We start from the raw sequence: 23,798 nt of genomic DNA, 5'->3' as shown, positions 1-23,798 counted from the left end.
CCGCCGGCCCGTCACTTCACTGCCAGCTGGATGAGGACGAGCTTGCCGCCGTGGGTCTCCACCTCGAAGACACCCGACATATCAGCCTTGAACCTGATATTTGCGGGTTTTCCTGGCTGGAGTGTCTGCTTGATGTCGAAGCCGTGCACGTGCAGCTCGTCGGCGACGTCGCTGGTCACGGTCAGGCTGACGGTCTGGCCCCGCCTGACCTCCAGCCAGCCCGGCGGCGGCGTCACCCGCCCCCCGGCGATGGTGATCTCCGCGCTCGGCTCGCCGGGCATCGGCGCGCCCGTGGCGACCTCGTGCCCGGTGCCCGGCTTGTGATGGGTCTCCGAGATCGGCCCGCACCCCGCCACCAGCGCGCACGCCAGCAGGACCACCGCGCGCCTCACGCCGCCGCCTCTTCCCGCTCGGCCCTGCGCCTGGGCGCCACCACGACCACCGCGCACAGCACCCAGACCCCTGTGAGCAGCCCGCGGATCCAGCCTGGTCCGATCGGGATCAACGGCAGCATCCACACCGCCCTGTCGAAGGCGTCGACCAGGTGCAGCACCCCGAGCACGACGGTGAACCAGCCGAACGCGCCGCGCATGATCCAGCCCGCGCCGAGCAGCCAGAGCCCGGTCAGCGCCAGCGCGGCGGCGGGCAGCACGGAGTAGCCGTCGAGGGCGCCGAGCACGTCGAGGGCCAGCCCCGCCAGACCCACGACGGTCAGCGGCAGCGCCCAGCGCGAACGCAGGCGGCGCCGCCACAACAGCACCGCCATCAGGGCGAGCACGACAGAGCCGCCCAGCGCGAGCTGCACCTCCACCCTGGCCAGGCCGCTGGAGCCGAACCACCAGCAGCCGCCGGGCAGCCGGCGCTCGCCGATGCTGTAGTCGTTGCACAGATACATCTGTACGAGCTTGACCGGCTCGGCCACGACCCTGGCCGGTCCCGTGGCGCCGCAGCCCGGCAGCGCGGCGGGGCTGGCGACCCGCACGCCCTCCCAGCAGTTGGCGCTGCCCTGGCCGTCCCAGTAGACGTCGGCGCCGTTGTCCTTCAGCTGGTTGCCCGTGTAGAGGTTGTGGTGGGAGGTGTCGAACTGCTTGTCCCACGCCTCCTCGCCCCTGATGAAGGCGGGTACCGCCATCAGGTTGAAGGCGGCGTTGTCGTGGCCCCAGATCTGGTTGTTCCTGAAGACGTTCCAGTTGCCGCCCGCGGTGATGATGCCGCTGCCGGGCGGCAGGCCGATCTGCGGGCAGACCACGCCCTTCTCGTAACCGCGCTCGGCGGGAGGCTTGGCGCAGGTGCCGTCCCTGACGTGCTCGTAGTAGGCGGCGTTGTTGTCGTAGATCTTGTTGTTCTCGAACTTGGCGTGGTTCTGCGGCAGGCCCGGGTGCCCGGGAAAGGCGCTGTCCATGGTGGCGCCCGCGAGGTTGCCCCAGAACTCGCTGTCGTGCACCCAGACCGAGTCGCCCGCCGTGCCCGAGTAGCCGACCATGTTGTGGTGGCTCTTGCAGCGCCTGATCTCGATGGCGTAGCGCGGCACCTCGTAGCCGAGGCCGTCGTTGATGTTGGAGGCGCTGCCGGGGTAGATGCCCGAGTCGCCGTTGCCGTACGACTCGCAGTCGGTGTAGAGGCCGTGGTCGCTGGCGAAGGTGAGGAAGCCGTACTCGTCGTTCCACCTGGTCAGCATGCGGTCGATGACGAAGCCGTCGGTGGCCAGGATGTAGAGCGAGTTGAAGGTCGTGCGCTGGGCGGTGAAGTTCCTGAAGTAGACGCCGTCGGTCATGTCGGCGCGGATGGCGTTGAGCTTGCGGTACTGCGCGTCGATGATCACATCGAGCGGGCCCGCGCCCGTACCCTCGATCTGCAGGTCCTTCTTGCCGAGGATGGCGACCAGGTTCTGGTTGTGCGGGCACTGGACCTGCTGCTCGTAGGAGAGGATCTGGTAGCCCCAGCTCGACCAGCGGGCCTCGAGGTCGGCGCACTCTCCCGTGGGCGCGGGCTGACCGGGCTCCTCCAGGTAGAGGCCGGGCAGGATGGCGATGTTCATCCCGGGTCCATCGACCCTGTCCACCGCCTCCTGGAGGTGCCTGAACCCCTCTTTCTGGCACCTGGCGAAGAGCCTGAGGTTGCGCTGCCGCAGCTCATCCGGAAATTTCGCGATTCGGCGTTGGAAATCTGACTTGTCCGTCTTGCAGACCAGCAGGTCGGGCTCGCCCTGCCGGTACACGGGAACGCTGCCCGTGCCGTCCGGCAACTTCACCTCCCGCTCCTCGTGGGCGAGGGCCGCTGAGGCCGGGAGCAGGAGGACGAGGATCAGGCCCAGCAGGGATAAGGTCCGGCGCGCGATGAGGGGCATGGCGGCGAGACTAGAACATTGCTCACGTTCTGCCTAGGGCCTGGCTGAAACGCCTGGTCAGATGGCCCAATGCCGACCCAACGCCCGCTGGCTACGGTGGCGGCCATGTCCTTCGCCACGGTTGAGTTCGGGATCCTGGGCCCGCTGGAGGTGCTCGTCGGCGGTGAGCCCGTGCACGTCGGTGGCCCGAGAGCGCAGGCCGCGCTGGCGCTGCTGCTGCTCGGCCCCGGCAGGGCGATCTCCGTCGAGCGGCTGGTCGACGTGCTGTGGGGGGAGGATCCTCCGAGCTCGGCCCGAGGCCAGGTGGCCATCGTGGTCTCCACGCTGCGCAGGTCGCTGAGGGAGGCGGGCGCCGACCCCGGCGTGATCGAGACGGTGGCGGCGGGCTACCGGGTGCCGCCCGCCGTACGGCTGGACGCGCTCGAGGCGGAGCGCGGCATCGCCGATGCGCGGGCCGCGGCCGCTGCGGGACGGCAGGCGGAGGCGGCCTCGGCCCTGCGGCGGGCGCTGGCCCTCTGGCGCGGCCCCACGCTGGCGAACCTGGGCAGGACGGTCCCCGGCACCGCCGTCTGGGAGGAGTTGCGGCTCGCCGCCACCGACGAGTGCGTGGAGCTGGAGCTGGCCCTCGGCAGGCACGGCGAGCTGGTGGTCGAGCTGACGGCCCTGGTGGCCGAGCACCCGCTTCGCGAACGCAGCCGCGCCCAGCTGATGCGCGCTCTCTATCTGAACGGGCGCAGGGCGGAGGCGCTTGAGACCTACCAGGCGGGACGCGGCCTGCTGGGCGCCGAGCTGGGCCTGGAGCCCGGGCCCGAGCTGCGGCGCGCGCAGCGGGCCGTCCTCACCGACGAGCCCGCGTTCTTCCGCTCCCCCGGCGGGCCCGCGCTCCTCCAGGGCTCCTCCCCCCATGAGCACGCCGCCGCGTCCTGCTCGCCCGACGCCTGCGACGCGGCGGACCAGGACGATCCGGGCTTCGTCCCGCGGCCCGCCGAGCTGCCCGCCGCCGCGGCGGCGGGGTTCGTCGGCAGGGCGGTGGAGCTCAGGTACATCCACAAGCTGGCGGGCGAGGACCTGCCGATCGTCGCGATCAACGGCCCTGGCGGGGTTGGCAAGTCGACGCTGGCCGTGGAGGCGGCCAGGCGGCTGGCCGAGGGCTTCACCGACGGCCAGCTCTACGCCGACCTGCACGGCGCCACGCCTGGCCTGGCCCCGCTCGGAGCCGCCGAGGTCCTCGGCAGGTTCCTCCGCTCGCTCGGCAGCCCCGACGTGCCCGCGGCGGTCGACGAGGCGGCGGCCAGGTTCAGGTCGCTGACCGCGCACCGGCGGATCCTGGTGCTGCTCGACAACGCGACAGGGGTGGCGCAGGTGCGGCCGCTGCTGCCCGCGGGGCCGAGGTGCATGGTCGTGGTCACCTCGCGGCGCCCGCTCACCACCCTCGACGGCGCCGCCCACGTGCACCTGGAGGCCATGGCGGAGGACGAGGCGCTCAGCCTGCTGGAGAGCGCGCTCGGCGACTCACGTGCCGCGGCCGATCCCGAGGCGGCGCGGGAGATCGTACGGCTGTGCGGCGGGCTTCCGCTGGCCGTCCGCATCGTGGGGGCCAGGGGGGCGGCCAGGCCGAGCCGTCCGCTGACCGAGCTCAGGACCGCCCTGGTCGAGGCCAGGACCAGGCTCGACTCGCTGGAGTACGCCGACCTGGCGGTCCGCACGAGCTTCTCCGTCGGCCTGCGCGACGAGCCTGACGCCCCGCTGTTCGGCCTGCTCGGCGCCCTCGACGCGCGCACCTACGCCCCCGGCGTCGCCGCCGCGCTCCTCGACTGCGACGAGGCGGAGGCGGCCGCCGCGCTGAGGCGTCTGGCCGACGCCAGGCTGATCGACAGGATCGCCCCGCACAGGTACGCCATGCACGACCTGCTGCGCCTGTACGCCAGGGAGCTGGCCCCCTCCGACGCGCGAGCCGCGCTGGGCAGGACGGCCCACGGCTACCTGGCCACCGTGCTCAGGGCCAAGGAGGTGATGAAGGCGGGGCCTGCCGCGCTGCCCGAGGACTTCCGTGTCGAGCGGTCCTCTCAGCCCCTGGCCGGCGGGGCCGAGGCGATGGCGTGGCTGGACGCGGAGGGCGACAACCTGCTCTCCGTCATCCCGCAGCTCCTCGGCTCCCGGGACGGCTACGCCCTCGGCGCGCTGCTGTGCGTGAACCTCTCGACGCCGCTGTTCGTCAGGGGGCGCATCCACGAGCTGCTGGCCCTGCACCAGCGTTTCCTCGAAGCGGCTCGCGCCGGGCAGGACCACGAGGGCCAGGCCGACGCGCACAACCACCTGGGCATCGCCAACCAGGGTCTCGGCCGCGCAGAGGCGGGCGCCACGCACTTCGAGAGAGCGGCGTCGCTGTGGAAGGAGCTCGGCAGGGACGACCGCGAGGCCAGGGCCCTCAGCAACCTGTCGATCCCCTACCGGTGGCTGGGGCGGCTGGAGGAGTCGATGAGGTGCGTCCTGCACGCCATCGAGCTGTTCCAGCGCCTCGGCCGGCGCGGACCTGAGGCGGCGAACTGGGACAGCCTGGGGCTCACCTACCGGGAGCTCGGACGGCTAGACGACTGCCTGCGGGCGCTCGAGAGAGGGCTGGCCATCCGCAGGGAGCTCGAAAATGACCAGGAGGTCGGTATCTCCCTCAGCCACCTGGCCGAGACCCACCTGCGGCACGGCGACCCCGCGGTGGCACGCGAGCAGTTCGAGCAGGCCCGGCGGCTGGCCGTCGCCGCGGGAGACAGGTACGGCGAGGCGCTGTGCCTGTGGGGGCTCGGACAGGCCGCGCACGCGCTGGGCGAGCCTGCGGCGAGGGAGCACTGGGTGGCCTCGGCAGGGCTGCTGCGTGAGCTGCGGCTGATGACGCCGAAGGAGGCGCGCCAGCTGCTCAGGCAGCGGGTGCCTGCCACCCCCTCCGCGATCAGACGGAGGACGTGACAGGACCGCGTCGACGTGGGAGGCGAGAGCGGCCGGTGGCGAACCCCTTAGCCACCGGCCGTGCTCACTGGGTCAGTTCCACGTCCATGGAACTGATCTTCTCCTTGCGCATCCATCGCCTCCCGTCATCCCTCACGGACGGGATGAGTGCACGATACGAGCCCCCGATATCGATCCGCTTTCGGTGGGGTTCTCACGGCGCCAGGCCGCGCAGGACGCTGTCGACGATGCGGCCTGGCAGGTCGTCGGCGAGGTCGTCCTCGCCGGCCGCCCGCTTGATGTGCCACATCATCGCCCCCGCCAGCGTGCCGAGCGACAGCCGCACGTCGAGGTCGGCCCGCAGCTCGCCGGTCTCGACGCCGCGCTCCAGGACCGCGACCATCGCCGCGGTGCGCGGCTCGACGGCCTGCTTCATGAACTTCTCGAACAGCCGGGGATAGCGATCGGACTCGCTCATCGCGATGTTCATCACGCAGCGCGTGCGGTCCTGGCCGGCCTCGCGCATCATCGTGTCGAGCAACGCGATCAGGTCGTCACGCACCGAGACGCCCGCCAGGGTGGGAACCGGCGCCTTGAGCGAGGCCAGCGCGTCGGCGACCAGGTCCTCCTTGTTGGACCAGCGCCGGTAGATGGTCGTCTTGCCGACGCCTGCCCGAGAGGCGATCGCCTCGATGGACAGCTCGGAGACGCCCATCCCCTCGCCGATCAGATCGAGGGTCGCCTCGATGATCGCCTTCTCGGCCTTCTCGCTGCGCGGACGGCCCGCGGGGCGGGCCGTGGCGGTCTCTGTCGTCGTCATCGCCGGCTCACACTACCGCTGGTTCCTTCTCTTCGACCCTCTGGACGGCCCTCGTCTTGCCGGGCATCCAGACGGCCACCACCACGACGCCCACCAGGGCGATGACGGCCGAGATGAGGGCCGTGGTGTGCATGCCGTCGATGAAGGCGCGGTAGGCGGGCTGCAGGATGGCCTCGTTGCCCTGGGCCATCCCGACGGTGGCCATGATGGACTCGCCTGCGCGGTGCTGGACGTCCTCGGGGAGCCCGGCCAGGGCGGGGGCGACCTCGCCGCGGTAGGAGGAGGACAGCACCGAGCCGAGCACGGCCACGCCGAGCGCGCCGGCCACCTGGCGGACGGTGTTGCTCATGGCCGAGCCGACGCCCGCCTTCTCCCTGGGCAGGGCCTCCATGATCGCGGTGGTCGCGGGCGGCATGATGTTGGCCATCGCCGCGCCCTGGACGAAGAAGACGACCTCGATCAGCCAGATCGGGGTGTTCTGGTCGAACAGCGCGTAGGCGGCCAGCGCGAGGGTCACGACGAGCATGCTGACCGTGGCGGCCGTCTTGGCGCCGAGCATTTCGTTCACCCGCTGGCTCAGCGGGGCGAAGATGAGCTGCGCCGCCGCGAAGGGGATCATCAGCGCCCCCGCCTGGATCGGGCTGAAGCCCAGCACGATCTGCAGGTAGAAGGTCAGGAAGAACATCCCGCCCATCATCGCGAAGAAGACGATGCCCATCATGCCGATGGCCGAGCTGAAGCGGACGTTGCCGAAGTTGCGAACGTCGAAGGCCGGGTGCTCGACGCGCCGTTCCCACCAGACGAACGCGGCCAGCACCACCACGCCGAACAGGGTCGGGACGAGCACCTCTGCGCTGGCGAACGTGGCCAGCTCGCCGCCGCGGATGATGCCGTAGACGACGGCGACCAGACCGATGATCGACAGGATCACGCCGACGGGGTCGAGCCTGGACGGCTTGGGGTCACGCGACTCCGGCACCACGGTGGCGATGAGGAACATGCTGATCAGCACGATCGGCACGTTGATCAGGAAGACCGAGCCCCACCAGAAGTGCTCGATCAGCAGGCCGCCGGTGATCGGGCCGATCGCCACCGCGAGGCCGACGCCGCCGGCCCAGACGCCGATGGCCTTGCCGCGCTCCTGCGGAGGGAAGACGTTGGAGATGATCGCCAAGGTGGCCGGCATGATGGCCGCGCCGCCGATGCCCATCGCGGCCCTTGCCATGATCAACTGCATGGGGTCCTGCGAGTAGGCGCTGGCCAGGGAGGCAAGTCCGAACAGCGCCATGCCGATGAACAGCATGCGCTTGCGCCCTGTGCGGTCACCGATCACGCCGAAGGTGAACAACAGGCCGGCGAACACGAGCGTGTAGGAGTTGATCGCCCACTCGAGCTCACTCTGTGTCGCGCCGAGCCCTTGTACGGGGTCGGCGATGGTCTTCATGGCGACGTTCAGGATCGTGTTGTCCAGCACCACCGCGAGGAGGCTGAAAACGAGCACGCCGAGGATCGCCCATCGGCGGGGGTGGCCCGTCTGTGGTTCCATCAGGAAGCTCCAATTTCGATACGACGTAGTTTCGCAACGCCACCGTAGCGCAAGGAATTCCGATACGCAACGGTCGCGTTTCATAAGTCGTCTCTCAGGAGGCCATGCTGACGGGCTCGCGGACGGCCTCGGGCTCGTCCGCGCCCTTCCAGAACGGCAGTGCGACCAGCACCATCACCACGCCCACCAGGCCGGCGACCGCGAACGCCCATGCGGGCCCGTGCGCGTCGATGATGGCCCCCGCGATCGGCGCGGACGCGGCGCCGCCGATCAGCAGGGCGGTGCCGTGCAGGCCCATGGCCTCGCCGCGCGCCGCGGCGGGGGTCCACCTGCTGAGGGTGTCGACGGAGGAGGAGAGCGCGGGGGCGCAGAGCACCCCGGCGGGCAGCAGCGCCACGAGCAGCCATCGCCAGTCGCCGCCGACCAGGCCGACGGGGATGGTGAGCGCGCCCATGAGCCCGGTCAGCACGAGGACGGAGAAGCCGCGCGGCAGCCCGCCGTACACGAAGCCGCCGACGAGGGAGTAGACGCACCAGATGGCCACGGCCAGCCCGATCCACGCGGTCTGCCCCGCGTGCTCGATCGTGGCCACCAGCGACAGCTCGGTGGCGGTGAGGATGAAGGTGGCGGCGGTGACCGTGCCGAGCAGCGCGATGAGCGAAGGGGTCAGCCACGTGCGGCGCGAGACCTTGCCCGCGGGCGCCTTCAGCTCGTCGGCTGAGCGGATGGGCGGGTTGAGCACGATCAGCGCCACGCCCGCGCACGCCAGCCCGACGGCGATCGTCGCCATCGTCCACGTGCTCCCCAGCGAGGTGATGCCCACGACGGCCAGCGCGGGGCCGGTCATGTAGGACAGCTCGACCATCATCGAGTCGAGCGAGAAGCCCATCCTGCGCTGCTCGAGGGGGACCATCGCGGCCAGGCACTGCCTGATGACGCTGAAGATCGGCAGCGCCAGCAGACCCGCCACGCCCGCGGCGGGCACCAGCGCGGCGAACGGCAGCAGCCACGCCGTCGACCAGAACAGCGCCTGCGCGACCGTCGTGACGGCCAGCACGGGACGCAGCCCGTGCCTGTCCACGAACCTTCCCGACAGCGGGGAGCCGACGGCCATGCCGACCGTGCTGGCCATGGCGACCATCCCGGCCTGGGTGAACCCCATCCCCGGCAGGTTCACCACGTGCAGCGTCAGTGCCATCGCCGTCGCCGTCGCGGGGATCCTGGCGACCAGGCCGACCAGGAGCAGCGTCCGTACACCGGGGATCCTGAACAGGCGCCGGTAAGGTTCAATAGCCATCGTTATTGCTTACCTCCGCACCTATTGTGTCGTCTGGCACCGACAGAACCTTCATCGCATGCCATCATCAGGAATGTCCGGATACGCCACAGGGGCGATTCGAGACTGTTCTGGAGGTCGGACTCATGTCCTCTTCTCTGTACGGCGGCGCCTCGGGCCGCAGAGTCACCGTCCGCGACCTGGCCTCGGCCAAGGAGCGCGGCGAGAAATGGCCGATGCTGACGGCCTACGACGCCATGACGGCCAGGGTCTTCGACGAGGCGGGCGTCCCCGTGCTCCTCGTCGGCGACTCCGCCGCGATGGTCGTCTACGGCTACGACTCGACGCTGCCCGTCACCGTCGACGAACTCCTCTCGCTGACCGCAGCCGTGGTGCGCGGTTCGTCACGCGCGCTGGTGGTCGCCGACCTGCCCTTCGGCTCCTACCAGTCCTCCCCTGCGCAGGCGCTGGAGTCGGCGGCGCGGTTCATGAAGGAGGCGGGGGCCCACGCGGTCAAGCTGGAGGGAGGGCGGCGCGTCCTGCCGCAGGTCGAGGCGCTGGTCGCGGCCGGAATCCCGGTCATGGCGCACCTCGGGCTGACGCCGCAGTCGGTCAACACCCTCGGCGGCTACCGGGTGCAGGGACGAGGCCAGGACGGCGACGAACTCCTGTCAGACGCGAAGGCGCTGCAGCAGGCGGGCGCGTTCGCGGTGGTGCTGGAGTGCGTGCCCGCCGAGCTGGCCGAGCGGGTGACCACCTCGCTGGCGGTGCCCACGGTGGGCATCGGCGCGGGCGCGGGCACCGACGCGCAGGTGCTCGTGTGGCAGGACCTGATGGGCCTGACCCCGAACCCCGCGAAGTTCGTGCGGAAGTACTCCGATCTGGCCACCGAGATGGACAGGGCGGTGCGCGCCTTCGCCTCGGAGGTCTCCTCAGGCGCGTTCCCCACGCGGGAGCACGCCTACAGCTGAGCCGTCACACCAGGGTCGCGGGGTCGGTGTTGGCGCCGCACACCACCACCGCGACCCGCTCGCCCCGCTCGCGGGCGTAGACGCCCTGCGCCAGCGCGGCGTAGGCGGTGGCGCCCGCGTGCTCGGCGGCCACGCGGTGCTCGGCCCAGAGCGCGTGGCGCGCCGCCTCGATGGCCTCGTCGGTGACCAGCACGCTCTCGACGCCCACCGTCGAGACGATGTCGTAGGCGAGCGCCCCCAGCCTGGTGGCGCCCAGCGCGTCGGCGGCGACACCGCTCACGCCCACCGGGACGGGCCCGCCCGCCTTCAGCGCCTCGTGGAGTGTGGGGATCAGTTCGGGTTCCACGGCGACCACCCTCGCTCCGCCCCTCACTCCGACGGTGAGGCCCGCCACGAGCCCGCCGCCGCCCACGGCGACCAGGATGGTGTCGACGCCGCCCGTCTGCTCGACCACCTCGAGGCCGAGCGTTCCCTGACCCGCCACCACGTCGGGCTGGTCGTAGGCGTGCACCTGCAGCGCCCCGGTCTCCGCCGCCCTCTTGGCCGCGGCCTCGGCCGCCTCCGAGTAGATGGCCCCCGTCCTGGTGACGTGCGCGCCGAGGGCCCGCAGCCCCGCCACCTTCACCGGGGCGCACACCTCGGGCACGAAGATCTCCGCCCGCACGCCCAGCGCCCTGGCCGCGTAGGCGACCGCGAGCCCGTGGTTGCCGCCGCTGGCCGCGATCACCCCCGCGCCGGGGACGTGCGCCGACAGCATCCTGTTGAAGGCCCCTCGCGCCTTGAACGAGCCCGAGTGCTGCAGCGTCTCCAGCTTGAGGAACAGGCCTTCGGAGATCTCGACGACGGGGGTGCGCACCGCGTGTCCCTCGATCCGCCTGGCGGCCGCCACCACATCGTCGTACATGACCGTCATCACAACCCCCACTCGATCGCGCGGTTCAGCCCGGCGACCCTGGTCTCGCCCCCCGCATGAGCTTCGCCACTTTCCTCACTACCCGGGCGCCTGTCAATCCGAGAGGAGCTCGACGTAGCCCTCGCCGCCGTTGAGGCGGATACGCTGGCCGTCCCTGATGCGCCGGGTGGCGCCCTCCACGCCGACGACCGCGGGCAGGCCGTACTCGCGCGCGATCACCGCGCCGTGCGTCATCACGCCGCCGACCTCCATGACCACCCCCTTCACCGAGACGAACAGCGGCGACCAGCTGGGGTCGGAGAAGACGGTGACGAGGATGTCGCCCTCGCGCACGTCGGCCTCCTCCAGGCTGAGCACGACCCTGGCCGTGCCCTCCACGACGCCCGACGACACCGCGACGCCCGCCAACGCCCCCTCCGGCAGGGCGCCGGTGTCGTACGCGCCGCTGATCACCTCGCCCTCCGAGGTGATCACCCTCGGCGGGGCCAGCCTGCCGTGCTCCTCGAACTCCTCACGGCGTCTCTCGATGACGGCGTAGTCCAGCTCCCCCGTGCGCACGACCTGCCTGAACTCCTCGAAGTCCAGGAAGTACACGTCCTCGGGCGCGGCGATCACTCCCCTGGCGACCAGCTTCCTCGCCTCGCCGAGCAGCGCCTCCTTGTACAGCCCGTACCGCTGCAGGCAGGCGTGCTTGGAGTACTCCCTGTAGCCGATGAAGTGGCGCAGCACGCTCATCTTCCTGGCCGCCTTCCTGGCCCTGCGCCCGCTCAGGCGGCCCAGGAGTTCGGCGATCTTGTTCTCGGCCTCGAGACGCCCGCGCTCCTCGCGGGCCCGTCGCGCTCCAGGAGGGAAGTTCTCGATGTTGCCCAGGATGATCGGGACGAGCAGCGTGGGGTCCTCGCTCCATCGCGTCCTGGTGATGTCGATGTCGCCCGAGCAGTGCATGCCGTACTTCCCGAGGTAGTCGTCGATGGCGCGGCCGACGACGTCACCGCCCTCCACCCTGGCCAGACCCGCGCGGAAGGTCTCCCGCTCGGCGCGTTCGAGGTAGGCCACGACGGCGGGGTGGCGCCTCGCCACGTCCGCGACGTCCATGAGGTCCAGCCCCATGGCGGCCACGACGTTGTGGTCGGCGGACTGGGCGATGACGTCGGCGGCGTTCCTCTCGCCCAGCCAGGCCTACATGTGCTTGTTGACCCAGTTCGCCGCCTGGATGCCGGCGAACGCCGCGGCCACGCTTCTCGGCTCGAACATGATGGCCGTCAGCTCGCGGTGGTCCTCCAGGATGAAGGCGAACAGCTCGTCGCCCGACCTGGCGGCGATGGCCCGTCCGAGCTCCTGCACCGACCGCTCGTTCCGTGCGATGAGCGAGGGCACGACGCCCGGATCGTCCTGCCTGGTGAGCTTGAGGTACTGGCGGGCCATCGGCAGCGGACCGCCTTCGCCGAAGTTCATCACCGCCGCCTTGCCCCGGGCGAGAGGGAAGTCCTTCCTGGCCGCCACGGTGGCGAGGGCGTCGGCCATCAGGACGTCGACCTGGCCGAGGCTCCTGAGCGTGACGGGCCTGGCCCACCACGAGGACAGCTCGTGGGACATGTCCTTGTAGAAGCGTCCGCCCGCCACGCTCATCGGTGGGCGGCCGAGCGCCTCGTCCAGCAGCATGAAGAACGACAGGCCGAGCGGGGTGAAGGCGTCGGTCATCATCTGGCGGTGACCGTAGGACATGAAGACGCGGTTCTCGCCGTCGGGCACGGCGGGGACCGGGTAGAGCGTGGTGATCGGACGGCTCTGGAGCACGTGGAAGTCCCCGTCGCACAGGCCCCACTCGATGTCCTGGGGCCGGCCGAAGTGGGCCTCGATCCTGCGGCCCAGGCGCTCCAGCCGGAGGATCTGCTCGTCGGTCAGGGTCTGCGCGTTCTGGCGCGCCGCCTCGACGGGCCGCTCGCGCGTGCCGCCGTCGGGCGCGGCGTACAGCTCCCTGGTCTGGACGCTGACGTTCCGCTCGACGACGCGGCCCGCCTTCACCCGGTAGGTGTCGGCGTTGACCAGGCCGGAGACCAGCGCCTCGCCCAGGCCGAAGCCGGCGTCGATGGAGACGACCCTGCGGTTGCAGGTGACAGGGTCGGCGGTGAACATGATGCCGGCCGCCTCCGGGAAGATCATGCGCTGGACGACCACGGACACCCGCACGGCGCGGTGGTCGAAGCCGCTCCTCACGCGGTAGGCCACGGCGCGGTCGGTGAACAGTGAGGCCCAGCACCGCCTGACGGCGCGCACCACCGCCTCCGCCCCCCTGACGTTGAGGTAGGTGTCCTGCTGGCCCGCGAAGGAGCTCGACGGCAGGTCCTCCGCGGTGGCGCTGGAGCGCACCGCGCAGGCCACGTCGCCGCCGAGCGCGGCGAGGCGGCCGACGATGTCGCGTTCTATTGCCTCCGGCACCGGCAGGTCCTCGACGGCGGCTCGCAGGCGGGCGCACGCCTCGGCGATCGCCTCCCTGTCGTCGGCCCGGAGCCCCGAGAGGCCGTCGATCAGCAGGCCGACGGCGGGGTCGCGCTCCACGACCGCCCGGTAGGCCTCGGTCGTGACGCAGAACCCCTCGGGCACGCGGACGCCGTCGATCGCGGACAGCTCTCCGAGGTTGGCCCCCTTCCCGCCGACCGTCGCGAGCAGGGTCTTGTCGATCTCGTGGAATCCGAGCACGTAGGCGCCCATGGCAGCGTCCTCCTATTTCAATACAGAACAGTACTGTATTGTAAATAGCATGACAGCCAAGGTTTGCCTTGTCACCGGCGCCTCGTCGGGTATCGGCCGCGCCACCGCGCTGGAGCTCCTGCGCGCGGGCCACATCGTGTACGGCGCCGCGCGCCGCCTCGACAGGATGGCGGCCCTGCGCGACGCCGGCGGCCACCCCGTGGCGACAGACGTCACGGACGAGCCCCGCGTCGAACGCGCCGTGCGCGCGATCCTCGACGCGCACGGCAGGATCGACGTGCTGGTGAACAACGCGGGGGCGGGGCTGCACGGCGCGATCGAGGACGTCCCTGTCGAGAGGGCGCGCCGGCTGTTCGACGTCAACCTCTTCGCCGTGGCCAGGCTGACCCAGCTCGTGCTGCCGCACATGCGTCAGCGGGGCTCGGGCCTGATCGTGAACGTCTCGTCGATCGCGGGCGAGATCTCCCTGCCGCTCGTCGCCTGGTACCACGCCTCCAAGCACGCGCTCGAGACGTTCTCCGACTCACTGCGCCAGGAGACCCGGCCGTTCGGGATCGACGTCGTGGTCATCCAGCCGGGCCTGATCAGGACCGAGTTCGAGCAGGGGGCCGCTCGGGAGCTTCGCGAGCTGTCGGGCGACGGGGCCTACGCCGCTCTCGCCGAGTCGATGGCGCGCAGGGCCGAGTCACCGGCGACGGCGAGGGCGTCGGACCCCCTCGTGGTGGCCACGGCCGTCAGGAAGCTCGTGGAAGGGGCGCGGCCGAGGCCGCGCCGTCCCGTCGGGTACATGGCCAGGACCCTTCTGACGCTCAACAGGATCCTGCCCGACCGCCTCTTCGACAGGCTGGTGACAAAAGTGGACTGACGGCCGCCGCTTCCCCGCGGCCCTCTGTCAGCCCAGACCGTCAGGCCAGTGCCTGGGCGAAGTCCGTCCAGAGGTCCTCGGCGTGCTCGATGCCCACCGCCACGCGCACCGTGCCCTCGGAGATACCGTGCCGCGCCAGTTCCTCCGCGCTCAGCGACCTGTGCGAGGTCGTCGCGGGGTGCAGCACCAGCGTCTCCACCCCGCCGAGCGAGGGGGCCAGCAGTGCCAGCTTCAGCGCGCTCATGAAGCGCTCGCCCGCGGCGCGCCCTCCCGCCAGGTCGAAGGAGAACACCCCGCCGAACTCGGGCATCAGCTTGACCGCCACCTCGTGCGAGGCGTGCGTCGGCAGCCCTGGCCAGTGGACGGCGCTGACCGCGGGATGCCCGGCCAGGCGGGTGGCGAGCACGCGGGTGTTCGCGCAGTGCCGCTCCATCCGCAGGGGCAGGGTCTGCATGCCGCGCAGCGTCAGCCACGCGGCGAAGGGGTCGGGCGTCGAGCCGAGCTCGATCGCGTAGTGCCACACCTTGCGGTAGAGCTCGTCGGCGGCGAAGACGGCGATGCCGCCGAGCACGTCCGTGTGCCCGGACAGGTACTTCGTGGTCGAGTGGACCACGATGTCCGCGCCGTGCTCCAGCGGACGGCACAGGATGGGCGAGGCGAAGGTGTTGTCCACCACGGAGACGAGGCCGAGCTCCTTGGCCGCCGCGCACATCGCGGGCAGGTCGGCGACCTGGCAGACGGGGTTGGCGATGGTCTCCAGGTAGACGAGCCTGGTCTCGGGGCGCACCGCCGCCCGCAGCGCCGCGGGGTCGTCCCCAGGGACGTGGGTGACGGCGATGCCGAACCTGGACGCCAGGTCGTTGATCATGGCGGCCGTTCCGCCGTACAGCGCCTTCTGCGCGATCAGGTGGTCGCCCGGCTTGAGCAGGCCGAGCAGGACGGAGTTGATCGCGCCCATCCCCGAGGCGGTCGCGACGGAGGCCACACCACCCTCCAGTCCGGCCACAGCCTCCTCGAGCGAGCGGACCGTGGGGTTGGAGAGCCTGCCGTACACGAAAGCCCCGTCGGGCCTGCTCATCCCGTCGGCGAAGACCTCGGGATCGTCGAAGACGAACCCGGAGGTCTGGTAGATCGGCACCGAGATCGGGACGCTTCCCTTGATCACGGGTCTGGGCAGGTGGACGGCTCGGGTCTCAGGGCGTAGTTCGCTCATACCAATAAGGATGTCCTGGTTTCGTGTTGATTGTCAGATCCAATCGCCGATAATTGGCCCATGAATGAGGCCAATATCGGCGAGCTCATTGAGCTGCTCGGCCGGTGGGCGACCGGGAGGGGCCCGCTCTACCTGCTGCTGGCCGCCCGGCTGCGCGACCTGATCGACGACGGCCTGCTGCCGCCCGACACCGCGCTGCCGCCCGACCGTGTCCTCGCCAGACGGCTGGCCGTGGCGAGGGGCACCGTCGTCGCCGCCTACGACCTGCTCCAGCAGGAGGCGCGCGTGGTCAGGCGCAGGGGCAGCGGCACCCGCGTGGCCGCCGCCGACCTGCCGGCCACCCGCGCGGCCAACGAGGTCGGCAGCAACCCGCTGCTGTCGCACATCCTGCACCCGCCGGACGGCGTCACGCTGCTCACCTGCGCCGCGCCGGACGAGCCGCCGCCGCTGCTGGCCGAGGCCTTCCGGCAGGCGGTGTCGCTGCTGCCCGAGCGCGACCTCGGCTACCACCCCGCCGGCCACCCCGCCCTCCGCGCGGCCGTCGCCGCCTACTACACCGGCCGCGACCTGCCCACGGACCCTTCGCAGATCATGGTCACCACCGGCGCCCAGCAGGCCATCACGCTGCTCACCGGCCTGCTGGTCAACCCGGGCGACGTGGTGCAGACCGAGTCGCCCACCTATCCTGGCGCGCTGGAGGTCTTCCGCCACGCCGCCGCCGTGATCCGTCCGCGCCTCGAGCCCGGCGAGCGCCCCGCCCTGATGTACGCCATCCCCACGGCCAGCAACCCGGCGGGCACGATCATGGACACCGCCACGCGCAGGCGGCTGGCCGCCGCGGCCACCGAGCACGACGTGCCGCTCATCGACGACGAGGTCTGCGCGGAGCTGTGCTTCTCGGGCTCGGCGCCGCCTCCGCTGGCCTCCTTCACCTCGGGCGAGCAGATCATCACGATCGCCTCGCTGAGCAAGTTGGTGTGGGGCGGGCTGCGCGTGGGCTGGATCCGCGCCGCCGCCCCGCTGGTCTCCAGGCTGGCCAGGCTGCGCGCCGTCCACGATCTCGGCGGAGACGTGCTGTCCCAGCTGGCCGCCGCCTCGGTGCTGTCACGGCTGCCCGAGGTACGGCAGGCGCGCGTCGAGGCTCTCCGCCACCGGCACGACCACCTGCTCTCGCGGCTGCGGGCCAGGCTCCCCTCATGGGAGGTCTTCCCCGCGCTCGGCGGCCAGACCGTGTGGGCCCGGCTGCCGCGCGGCGACGCCGACACCTTCGCGCAGGTGGCGCTCAGGCACGGGGTGGCGATCCCGCCCGGGCGCTCGTTCGATCCGCAGGGCGGGCACGCCGACCACCTGAGGCTGCACTTCCTCTTCCCACCGGAGGAGCTGACGGCGGCGATCGACGCGCTGGCGCAGGCGTGGGCCGCCTACGACGGCGCCCGCCACCCCGCCACCCGCCACACCCTGATCGTCTGAACGCCCTCCTCTCCGGGCGAGGGGAACGCTCATCGATCCGGAAAGCGTCGCAGGTCATGAATTCTTCACTGCCCACGCGGGAGGCGAGCCAGAACAATCACAGACATGATCCAGGTGAACGGACTCACCAAGAGCTACGGAGACTTCCAGGCGGTGAAGGGCATCTCGTTCGAGGCCCTTCCCGGCGAGGTCTTCGCGCTCCTGGGCAGGAACGGCGCGGGCAAGACCACCACCATCGAGGTGCTGGCCGGCTTCCAGCCGGCCGACGCGGGCCAGGCGCGCGTGCTCGGCCTCGACCCGATGAAGGACCGCAGGCAGGTACGGCGGCGCACCGGCATCATGCTGCAGGAGGCGGGCTTCTTCCCCGACCTGACCGTCGTCCAGACGGTCGAGTCGTGGCGCGCCTTCACCCCCGCGGCCAGGCCCGCGCACGAGGCGCTCGAGCTCGCCGGGCTGCTGGACAGGTCGGCGACGAAGGTCAGGCAGCTGTCCGGGGGCGAGAAGCGCAGGCTCGACCTGGCGCTGGCCCTGCTGGGCCGTCCCGACGTGCTCTTCCTCGACGAGCCGACCACCGGCATGGACCCGGAGGCGCGCAGGAACACCTGGGAGGTCGTTCGCGCTCTCGCCGCCGAGGGCACCACGATCCTGCTGACCACGCACTACCTGGACGAGGCCCAGCGGCTGGCCACCCGGATGGCGATCATGGACCGCGGCGAGATCGTGGCCAGCGGCGGCATGGCCGAGACGCTGGCCACGCAGGCGGGCAGGGTCTCCTTCGAACTGCCCGAGGGGATCTCGCCGCAGGAGCTCCCGCTGCCGGTGACCATGGCGGGCGCGGTCGCCACCTGCAGGGCCGAGGACCCCGACCTGGCCGCGCAGCGGCTGCTGAGCTGGGCGGCGGAGAAGGGCCTGCGGCTGCGCGGGCTCGAGGTGCGGACGGCCTCACTCGAAGACCTGTTTCTCGAAGGGATCGGCAATGCGTGACTTCATGGCGGTGGCGAGGTTCGGCGGCAGGCTCTACTGGCGCGACAAGGTGGCCCTGTCCACCTCGGTGGCGCTCTCGCTGGGGCTCGGCATCGGCATGCCGTTCCTGATGGCGAAGCTGCGGCCAGGCGACTCCGGCCTGCTGCTCGACATGCACCTCGGCCTGCTCGCCATGATCATGACGCTCTCCGCGCTCCTGCAGGCCGCGGTCAACCTGAGCGCGCGCAGGGACCAGCTGATTCTCAAGAGGATGCGGGCCACTGGGCTGAACGACCGGGAGATCATCGGCGGCGAGCTGGCCAACATCGCCGCGCAGGCCGTGCTGCTCGCGCTGGTCGTGACGGTCGTCCTGTACGTCGCGGCGGGGATGCCGACTCCGGGCAACCCGCTGGTGCTGGTCGCGTTCGTGGTGGCGGGCGCGGCCGTGCTGTCGCTGCTCGGCGCGGCGTGGACAGTGGCGATCTCGCGGGCGGAGCTGGCGGCGGCCGTCACGATGCCGTGGTTCATGCTGGCGGGGCTCGGCGCGGGCGGGTTCGGGCCGATCATCCAGCTCCTGCCCTCGTGGGTCGGCACGGTTCTGAACCTGCTGCCCACCGGTGGCATCGTCGAGGGAGCCCGCTTCGCCTACACAGGCGAGGGCAACGTCCTGCTCGCCCTGCTCAACCTGGCGGTTTGGACCGCTATCGGGCTGATTGTCCTCCGCTACCGGTTCAGGTGGGAGCCCAGGAAGTCATAATTGATCCCACTATGACCTCCGCCGCTCTCCGACGCTTCGCCGTCATCGTGATCACCGCGGTCTCCGTCTGCTACACGATGATCGGCTTCGGGCTCTACCTCGCGGCGGCCGATCTCGCGGTCACAGCCGGCGCCCTGGTGGGGACCGTGGGCACCACGGTCCCGCTCGTCCTCCACGTCAGAGCGGGGCTGCGCGGCCTCCGTCCTCGCCATCTGCCGCTGACCCTCTCTGTGCAGGCCCTCGCCACCTACGTGCCCGACTTCCTGCTCCCCTTCGGCTGGTCGGGGGTGATCGCACCGCTGTTCGCTGGGTCTTTGCTGGTGCTGCTGCGCCTGCGGGTCAGCGGCCCGCTGGTCGGGCTGGTGACCGTCTACCAGGGCCTGGGGATCATGAACGCGACGGGCGGGCACTGGGCCATCGCGCTCTTCTACGCCGTCACCGTTCTCACCACAGGGGTGATGGTCTACGCGCTGGTCAGGAGCGCCCGCATGGCGGGCGAACTGGAGCAGGCCAGGGCGGAGCTGGCGGAGGCGGCGGTACTGAAGGAGCGGCTGCGCATCTCCCGTGACCTGCACGACGGCCTCGGCCGCAGCCTCACCGCGATCGCCCTGAAGGGCGACCTGGCGGCCAGGCTGGTCGAGCGCGACCCCGCCTCGGCCAGGACCGAGGTCACCGAGCTCGTGCAGGTCGCCCGCGAGGCGGTCCAGGACGTACGGCACGTGGCGCGCGGCTACCGGGAGATGTCGCTGAAGGGCGAGACGGACAGGGCCGTGGCGCTGCTGGAGGCGTCAGGGGTCGACTGCCAGGTCAACCTCACGGCGGCGGCGCTGCCCCGCTCGTCGGAGGAGGCGCTGGCCTGGGGCGTGCGCGAGGGCGTGACGAACGTCCTTCGGCACAGCCGCGCCACCACCTGCTCCATCACCACCTCGGTGCGGGCGGAGGCGGCCCGCCTCGAGGTCGTCAACGACGGCACCCCTCAACGCCCGGCGACCTCCGCGAACGGGGCGGCCGCGTCCTCGAGCCGGGGCGCCCCGGTGACGCCGGGCAACGGCCTGACCGGGCTCGGCGAGCGCGCCTCCCAGGCCGGGGGCACCGTCACCGCCGAGACGACCGCCGCGGGCGGCTTCCGGCTCATCATGGAGGTCCCCGCGTGATCAGGGTGCTGCTGGCCGAGGACATGCACATGATCAGGGCGGCCCTGATCGCGCTGCTGCGCCTGGAGCCCGACATCGACGTGGTCGCCCAGGTGACCAGGGGCGACGAGATCGTCCCCACCGCGATGGAGGTCAGGCCTGACGTGGCGATCGTGGACATCGACCTGCCCGTCGTCGACGGCATCACCGCCGCCGCCGAACTGCGCACCCGCCTGCCGTCCTGCCGGATCCTGGTGCTGACCGCGATGGGCCAGCCGGGCCAGGTACGGCGGGCCCTGTCGGTCGGCATCGAGGCGTTCCTGGTGAAGGACGCGCCGGGCGACCGCCTGGCCGACGCCATCAGGCGCACCGCCGCCGGGCTGAGGGTGCTCGACGCCGACCTGGTGGCCTCGGCCATGGAGTACGGCGAGAGCCCCCTCACCCAGCGCGAGCGCACGGTCCTGGACGAGGCGGCGAGGGGCGCGACGGCCGAGGAGATCGCCGCGCGGCTGCACCTGTCGGCCGGAACCGTGCGCAACTACCTGACCGGCGCGATCACCAAGACGGGCGCCAAGAACAAGATCGACGCCATCCGCATCGCCCAGGACGCGGGCTGGCTCTGAGCCGGCGAGGGGAGGGCGCCCCGATCAGATGTCGGTGAGGCGAACCCCCGCGTGCGCCTTGTAACGGCGGTTGATCGAGATGAGGTTGGCCGTCAGCGCCTCGACCTGGTGGGCGTTGCGCAGGCGCCCGCCGTACACCCCGCGCACCCCGGGGATCACCGAGGCGAGGGCCTGGACGGTGTCGGTCGCCTCACGGTCGTCGCCCAGGACGAGCACGTCCAGGTCCACCTTGTCCACCGCGGGATCGAGCAGCAACACCGCGGAGACGTGGTGGAAGGCGGCCACCACGCGGCTGTCGGTCAGCACCGCCGCGGCCTGCTGGGCGGCCGAGCCCTCCTCGACCGGCAGCGCGTAGGCGCCCTGCTTGTCGAAGCCCAGCGGGTTGACGCAGTCGACCACGATCTTGCCGGCCAGCGGTTCGCGCAGCGCGGAGAGGGTGGCCTTGTGGCCGTCCCACGGCACGGCGACGATCACGATGTCGGCCTCGGCGGCGACCGCGGCGTTCTCCGCGCCCCTCGCGCCGTTGCCGATCGAGTCGGCGGCCTCCTGGGCGCGTCCTGCGTCACGGGAGCCGATGAGCACGGGGTGTCCCGCCAGGGCGAAGCGCCGGGCCAGCCCCTTGCCCTGGTCGCCCGTTCCGCCCAGGATGCCGATGGTCAAGCCGCTCACTTCGGGAAGGTCAGTCATACGGCGAATCATGCCAGGGCGGAGTTCACGGGCCGAACCCAGCCCCGCCGGGCGGGCGGTGATCGGCCAACGCGGCAAACGGGCAGCAGAGCAGGCACTGGTCAGGCACCATGGACGAATGGACGCAGGGTCGGTGGCTTTCCTTCGCGAGGTTCTGGCCGAAACCGGCTGGCTGGAGCGCACCAGGGAGCTGGGAACGGCGCTGAGGGCCACCCGCTCCCCCGGCGGCCTGCTCCTGGTCGGCACGCCCGGCGACGAGCCGTGGCACCTCACCGCCCACCTGGGCGACGAGGCACGCCTGGCGGGGCTGCCCCAGCTGGCGCCGACGCTGGTGCGGTGGAGTCCGCCCGCGCAGGCCCCCGCCCATCTGAGGGTCGGCCTCGACCGCATCGAGCGCGCCGGCAGGGGCGAGACCCTGTTCGTGGTGGCCGAGCGGCAGGCGCCCGTGCCGCTGCTCGAGCGCGTCGACGACGCCAGGCGCACCGGCGCGACGATCCTGGCGCTGGAGAGCGGCGATCCCGAGCTGGCCGGGCTGGCCCACGACGCGCTGGCGATCCCTTCCGACGGGCCCGTCAGCTTCGACGGCGCCCAGCACCTGGTGAGCGCCGCGGCGGCCGAGCTGCCCCAGCGCCCGGGGCTACGCGACAGGCTCGCCAGGCTCCTCGAGCGGGTCAGCGGCCCGCAGGTGGTCGACTAGCGCCTCCTCGATCGCCGCGATGACCACGGCCTGCACGGGGTCGGGCTCCCCCGAGCGCGTACGGCTGACGCGGGTGACGGCGTCGAGCCCCCGCGCGCCGATCTCCCCGATCTCGCTCACCCTCACGAACCCCTCCGGCACGTCGAGAAGGGCCAGTTCCGGCACGATCGCCACGCCGTGCCCCGCGGCCACCAGGGCGAGCGTGGGAGGGAACTCCTCGATGACGTGCACCCGTCTCGGCTCGAAGCCGTGCAGCGCGGCCAGCCGTTCGAGCGCCTGACCGCAGGCCTGCTCGGGCAGGCCCGCCACCCATGGGGCCCCTGCCAGGTCGGCGACGGTGCGGGGCATGGCGGGCCAGTCCGGCGGCACCACGATCCTGTACTCGTCGATGTGCAGCGTCCTCGACGTCAGCGAGGGCCTGGCGGGCGCGGGCAGGCCGGCGTCGCGCTCGGTGATCAGCACGTCCACCCCGCCCAGACGCAGCTCGCGCAGGGCGGAAGCGCCGTACGTCTCCTGGATGACGGGGGTGATCTGCGGATGCCTGACGGCCAGCGACCGCAGGGCGGGCACGAGCAGATGCGTGATCACGGTGGAGAAGGCGGCGATCGTCACGGGCCCCGCGAGCCGTTCGGAGAAGTGGGTGAGCTCGCGCTTGGCCTCGGCCAGTTCCTCCTCCACCCGCTCGGCGTATCCGGCCAGCACGCGCCCCGCGGGGGTGAGGGAGACCCTGCGCTGGGAGCGGTCGATGAGGGCGAGGCCGACCTCGCGTTCGAGCTGCGCCAGTTGCTGGGAGACGGCCGAGGCCGTGAGGTGCAGCGCCTCGGCCGCGCGCATGACCCCGCCGCGGCGGGCCACCTCGTGCAGCACCCGCAGGCGACGGGGGTCGATCTCCATTAGCTCAGCTTACGTCAAAGTGTAGATTTCATTATTTGCGCTTGAGGAAGCGGGCTCCCCACAATGTCCGTATGGATCTCCTTGTGGCCGCCGTCGGCTGGATCGGCGCGGGCCTGATGCTCTACGGCTACGCCAGGGTCTCGGCCGGGGTGATGGCGGGGGACGGCCTGCCGTACCAGCTGATCAACCTGGCGGGATCCCTCGCCCTCATGGTCAACACGGCCTACAACGCGGCCTGGCCCTCGGCGATCCTCAACGTGGTGTGGGCGGCGATCGGCGTCGTCTCTATCGTCAGACTGAAAGAGGCCGTTCGATGATCATCGAGCTGAGTCACCGGATCACCGAAGGCATGACCACCTACCCCGGCATCCCGGGGCCCGTGCTCGGCACGCACCTGAGCAGGGAGGACTCCCGCGAGGTCTACGCGGAGGGCACCGAGTTCCACATCGGCACCATCACGCTGACCGCCAACACCGGGACGTACCTGGACACCCCGTATCACCGCTACGCCGAAGGGCCCGACCTCTCACAGCTGCCGATCGAGCGGATGGCCGACCTGCCCGGGCTCGTGGTGCGCGCGGAGGGCAGGCCGAGCGTGGGCCTCGACCTGCTGCGGGAGCTGGACGTGCGCGGCAGGGCCGTCCTCCTGCACACCGGCTGGGACAGGCATTTCGGCACCGACGCCTACCTGCGCGAGCACCCCTACCTCGAGCCCGAGGCCGCGGCCTGGCTGGCCGAGCAGGGCGCGGCGCTGGTCGGCATCGACTCGCTGAACATCGACGCGACCCCGCCCAAGGGCGAGCGCCCCGCGCACACGCTGCTGCTGGCGGCGGGGATCCCGCTGGTCGAGCATCTGACAGGACTGGCGCGCCTGCCGGTCAGCGGGTTCCGCTTCCACGCGGCGCCACCCATGATCGCCGGTCTCGGCACCTTCCCCGTGCGCGCCTACGCGGTGGTGCGGGCGGCCTAGC

General features: G+C 71.5%; 22 protein-coding genes. 11 read left to right on the top strand and 11 right to left on the bottom strand.

Features of this window, described 5'->3' with window-relative positions; genetic code table 11:
- Positions 1 to 11: 11 nt before the first annotated feature.
- Together FHR33_RS38340 and FHR33_RS38335 are read right to left on the bottom strand one after the other, a co-directional pair.
- A complete protein-coding gene (locus FHR33_RS38340; RefSeq protein WP_183658599.1) occupies positions 12 to 392 on the bottom strand; it encodes a cupredoxin domain-containing protein in 381 nt (126 codons plus the stop codon).
- On the bottom strand, positions 389 to 2,347 hold the full coding sequence (locus tag FHR33_RS38335) for a right-handed parallel beta-helix repeat-containing protein (protein ID WP_183658597.1): 1,959 nt from the start codon (positions 2,345 to 2,347) through the stop codon (positions 389 to 391). The genes FHR33_RS38340 and FHR33_RS38335 overlap by 4 nt, the downstream gene beginning before the upstream one ends.
- Positions 2,348 to 2,452: 105 nt before the next feature.
- On the opposite strand from FHR33_RS38335, the gene FHR33_RS38330 reads away from it, so the two are divergent.
- Entirely contained in the window at positions 2,453 to 5,308 is a 2,856-nt protein-coding gene (locus FHR33_RS38330) for an AfsR/SARP family transcriptional regulator (protein WP_183658595.1), read from the top strand.
- Positions 5,309 to 5,501: 193 nt separating this feature from the next.
- Here the strand turns inward: FHR33_RS38330 and FHR33_RS38325 are convergent, their stop codons facing one another.
- From FHR33_RS38325 to FHR33_RS38315, 3 genes are all read right to left on the bottom strand, one after another.
- Positions 5,502 to 6,107, bottom strand: a complete 606-nt coding sequence (locus tag FHR33_RS38325) for a TetR/AcrR family transcriptional regulator (protein WP_183658593.1) — start codon at positions 6,105 to 6,107, stop codon at positions 5,502 to 5,504.
- A 7-nt stretch (positions 6,108 to 6,114) separates the two neighbouring features.
- Positions 6,115 to 7,653 (bottom strand): MFS transporter, encoded by a 1,539-nt coding sequence (locus FHR33_RS38320; protein ID WP_183658591.1) that lies wholly within the window; start codon positions 7,651 to 7,653, stop codon positions 6,115 to 6,117.
- 94 nt (positions 7,654 to 7,747) lie between these two features.
- A complete protein-coding gene (locus FHR33_RS38315) occupies positions 7,748 to 8,950 on the bottom strand; it encodes an MFS transporter (RefSeq protein ID WP_183658589.1) in 1,203 nt (400 codons plus the stop codon).
- A gap of 125 nt (positions 8,951 to 9,075) precedes the next feature.
- Between FHR33_RS38315 and panB the strand changes: the two genes are divergently transcribed.
- Positions 9,076 to 9,900, top strand: a complete 825-nt coding sequence (panB, locus tag FHR33_RS38310) for a 3-methyl-2-oxobutanoate hydroxymethyltransferase (protein ID WP_183658586.1) — start codon at positions 9,076 to 9,078, stop codon at positions 9,898 to 9,900.
- Positions 9,901 to 9,904: 4 nt separating this feature from the next.
- Here panB and FHR33_RS38305 read toward each other — a convergent pair whose 3' ends face one another.
- From FHR33_RS38305 to FHR33_RS51015, 3 genes are all read right to left on the bottom strand, one after another.
- A complete protein-coding gene (locus FHR33_RS38305) occupies positions 9,905 to 10,804 on the bottom strand; it encodes a serine/threonine dehydratase (protein ID WP_183658584.1) in 900 nt (299 codons plus the stop codon).
- A gap of 102 nt (positions 10,805 to 10,906) precedes the next feature.
- Positions 10,907 to 11,986: a PEP-utilizing enzyme gene (locus FHR33_RS51020; protein ID WP_491565880.1), complete on the bottom strand. Its 1,080-nt coding sequence runs from the start codon at positions 11,984 to 11,986 to the stop codon at positions 10,907 to 10,909.
- A gap of 6 nt (positions 11,987 to 11,992) precedes the next feature.
- Positions 11,993 to 13,525, bottom strand: coding sequence for a PEP/pyruvate-binding domain-containing protein (locus tag FHR33_RS51015; RefSeq protein WP_246452311.1), 1,533 nt, complete (start codon positions 13,523 to 13,525; stop codon positions 11,993 to 11,995).
- 49 nt (positions 13,526 to 13,574) lie between these two features.
- On the opposite strand from FHR33_RS51015, the gene FHR33_RS38295 reads away from it, so the two are divergent.
- Entirely contained in the window at positions 13,575 to 14,390 is an 816-nt protein-coding gene (locus FHR33_RS38295; RefSeq protein ID WP_183658582.1) for an oxidoreductase, read from the top strand.
- Between the two features lie 40 nt (positions 14,391 to 14,430).
- On the opposite strand, the gene FHR33_RS38290 is transcribed toward FHR33_RS38295, so the two are convergent.
- Positions 14,431 to 15,603: a trans-sulfuration enzyme family protein gene (locus FHR33_RS38290; protein WP_183658580.1), complete on the bottom strand. Its 1,173-nt coding sequence runs from the start codon at positions 15,601 to 15,603 to the stop codon at positions 14,431 to 14,433.
- A 60-nt stretch (positions 15,604 to 15,663) separates the two neighbouring features.
- On the opposite strand from FHR33_RS38290, the gene FHR33_RS38285 reads away from it, so the two are divergent.
- The 5 genes from FHR33_RS38285 (at position 15,664) to FHR33_RS38265 (ending at position 20,549) form a co-directional block, all read left to right on the top strand.
- Positions 15,664 to 17,073: an aminotransferase-like domain-containing protein gene (locus FHR33_RS38285; RefSeq protein ID WP_183658579.1), complete on the top strand. Its 1,410-nt coding sequence runs from the start codon at positions 15,664 to 15,666 to the stop codon at positions 17,071 to 17,073.
- A 105-nt stretch (positions 17,074 to 17,178) separates the two neighbouring features.
- Positions 17,179 to 18,057 (top strand): ABC transporter ATP-binding protein, encoded by an 879-nt coding sequence (locus FHR33_RS38280; RefSeq protein ID WP_183658577.1) that lies wholly within the window; start codon positions 17,179 to 17,181, stop codon positions 18,055 to 18,057.
- Positions 18,050 to 18,793, top strand: coding sequence for an ABC transporter permease (locus FHR33_RS38275; RefSeq protein WP_183658575.1), 744 nt, complete (start codon positions 18,050 to 18,052; stop codon positions 18,791 to 18,793). Before FHR33_RS38280 ends, FHR33_RS38275 begins: the two co-directional genes overlap by 8 nt.
- Before the next feature lie 11 nt (positions 18,794 to 18,804).
- Complete coding sequence (locus FHR33_RS38270) at positions 18,805 to 19,947, top strand: sensor histidine kinase (RefSeq protein WP_183658573.1); 1,143 nt, start codon at positions 18,805 to 18,807, stop codon at positions 19,945 to 19,947.
- Positions 19,944 to 20,549 carry a response regulator transcription factor gene (locus FHR33_RS38265; protein ID WP_183658571.1) on the top strand — a complete coding sequence of 202 codons (606 nt, stop codon included), beginning with the start codon at positions 19,944 to 19,946 and terminating at the stop codon, positions 20,547 to 20,549. Before FHR33_RS38270 ends, FHR33_RS38265 begins: the two co-directional genes overlap by 4 nt.
- 24 nt (positions 20,550 to 20,573) lie before the next feature.
- Here FHR33_RS38265 and npdG read toward each other — a convergent pair whose 3' ends face one another.
- Positions 20,574 to 21,236, bottom strand: coding sequence for an NADPH-dependent F420 reductase (gene npdG / locus FHR33_RS38260; RefSeq protein ID WP_376773268.1), 663 nt, complete (start codon positions 21,234 to 21,236; stop codon positions 20,574 to 20,576).
- Positions 21,237 to 21,354: 118 nt separating this feature from the next.
- Between npdG and FHR33_RS38255 the strand changes: the two genes are divergently transcribed.
- A complete protein-coding gene (locus tag FHR33_RS38255) occupies positions 21,355 to 21,933 on the top strand; it encodes a hypothetical protein (protein ID WP_183658567.1) in 579 nt (192 codons plus the stop codon).
- Here the strand turns inward: FHR33_RS38255 and FHR33_RS38250 are convergent.
- The gene (locus FHR33_RS38250) at positions 21,874 to 22,827 is read right to left on the bottom strand and encodes a LysR family transcriptional regulator (protein ID WP_183658566.1); all 954 of its coding nucleotides are present in this window, start codon (positions 22,825 to 22,827) and stop codon (positions 21,874 to 21,876) included. The two genes, FHR33_RS38255 and FHR33_RS38250, sit on opposite strands and share 60 nt — an antisense overlap.
- A gap of 71 nt (positions 22,828 to 22,898) precedes the next feature.
- On the opposite strand from FHR33_RS38250, the gene FHR33_RS38245 reads away from it, so the two are divergent.
- Both FHR33_RS38245 and FHR33_RS38240 read left to right on the top strand, forming a co-directional pair.
- Positions 22,899 to 23,144: a CBU_0592 family membrane protein gene (locus tag FHR33_RS38245; protein ID WP_183658564.1), complete on the top strand. Its 246-nt coding sequence runs from the start codon at positions 22,899 to 22,901 to the stop codon at positions 23,142 to 23,144.
- Entirely contained in the window at positions 23,141 to 23,797 is a 657-nt protein-coding gene (locus FHR33_RS38240) for a cyclase family protein (protein ID WP_183658561.1), read from the top strand. Before FHR33_RS38245 ends, FHR33_RS38240 begins: the two co-directional genes overlap by 4 nt.
- The last annotated feature ends 1 nt before the right edge of the window (position 23,798 follow it).

This window comes from Nonomuraea dietziae (genome assembly GCF_014195505.1).
Classification (GTDB): domain Bacteria; phylum Actinomycetota; class Actinomycetes; order Streptosporangiales; family Streptosporangiaceae; genus Nonomuraea; species Nonomuraea roseola.
The sequence above is the reverse complement of the archived record's forward strand: the minus strand, read 5'-3'. Positions and strand labels throughout refer to the sequence as shown.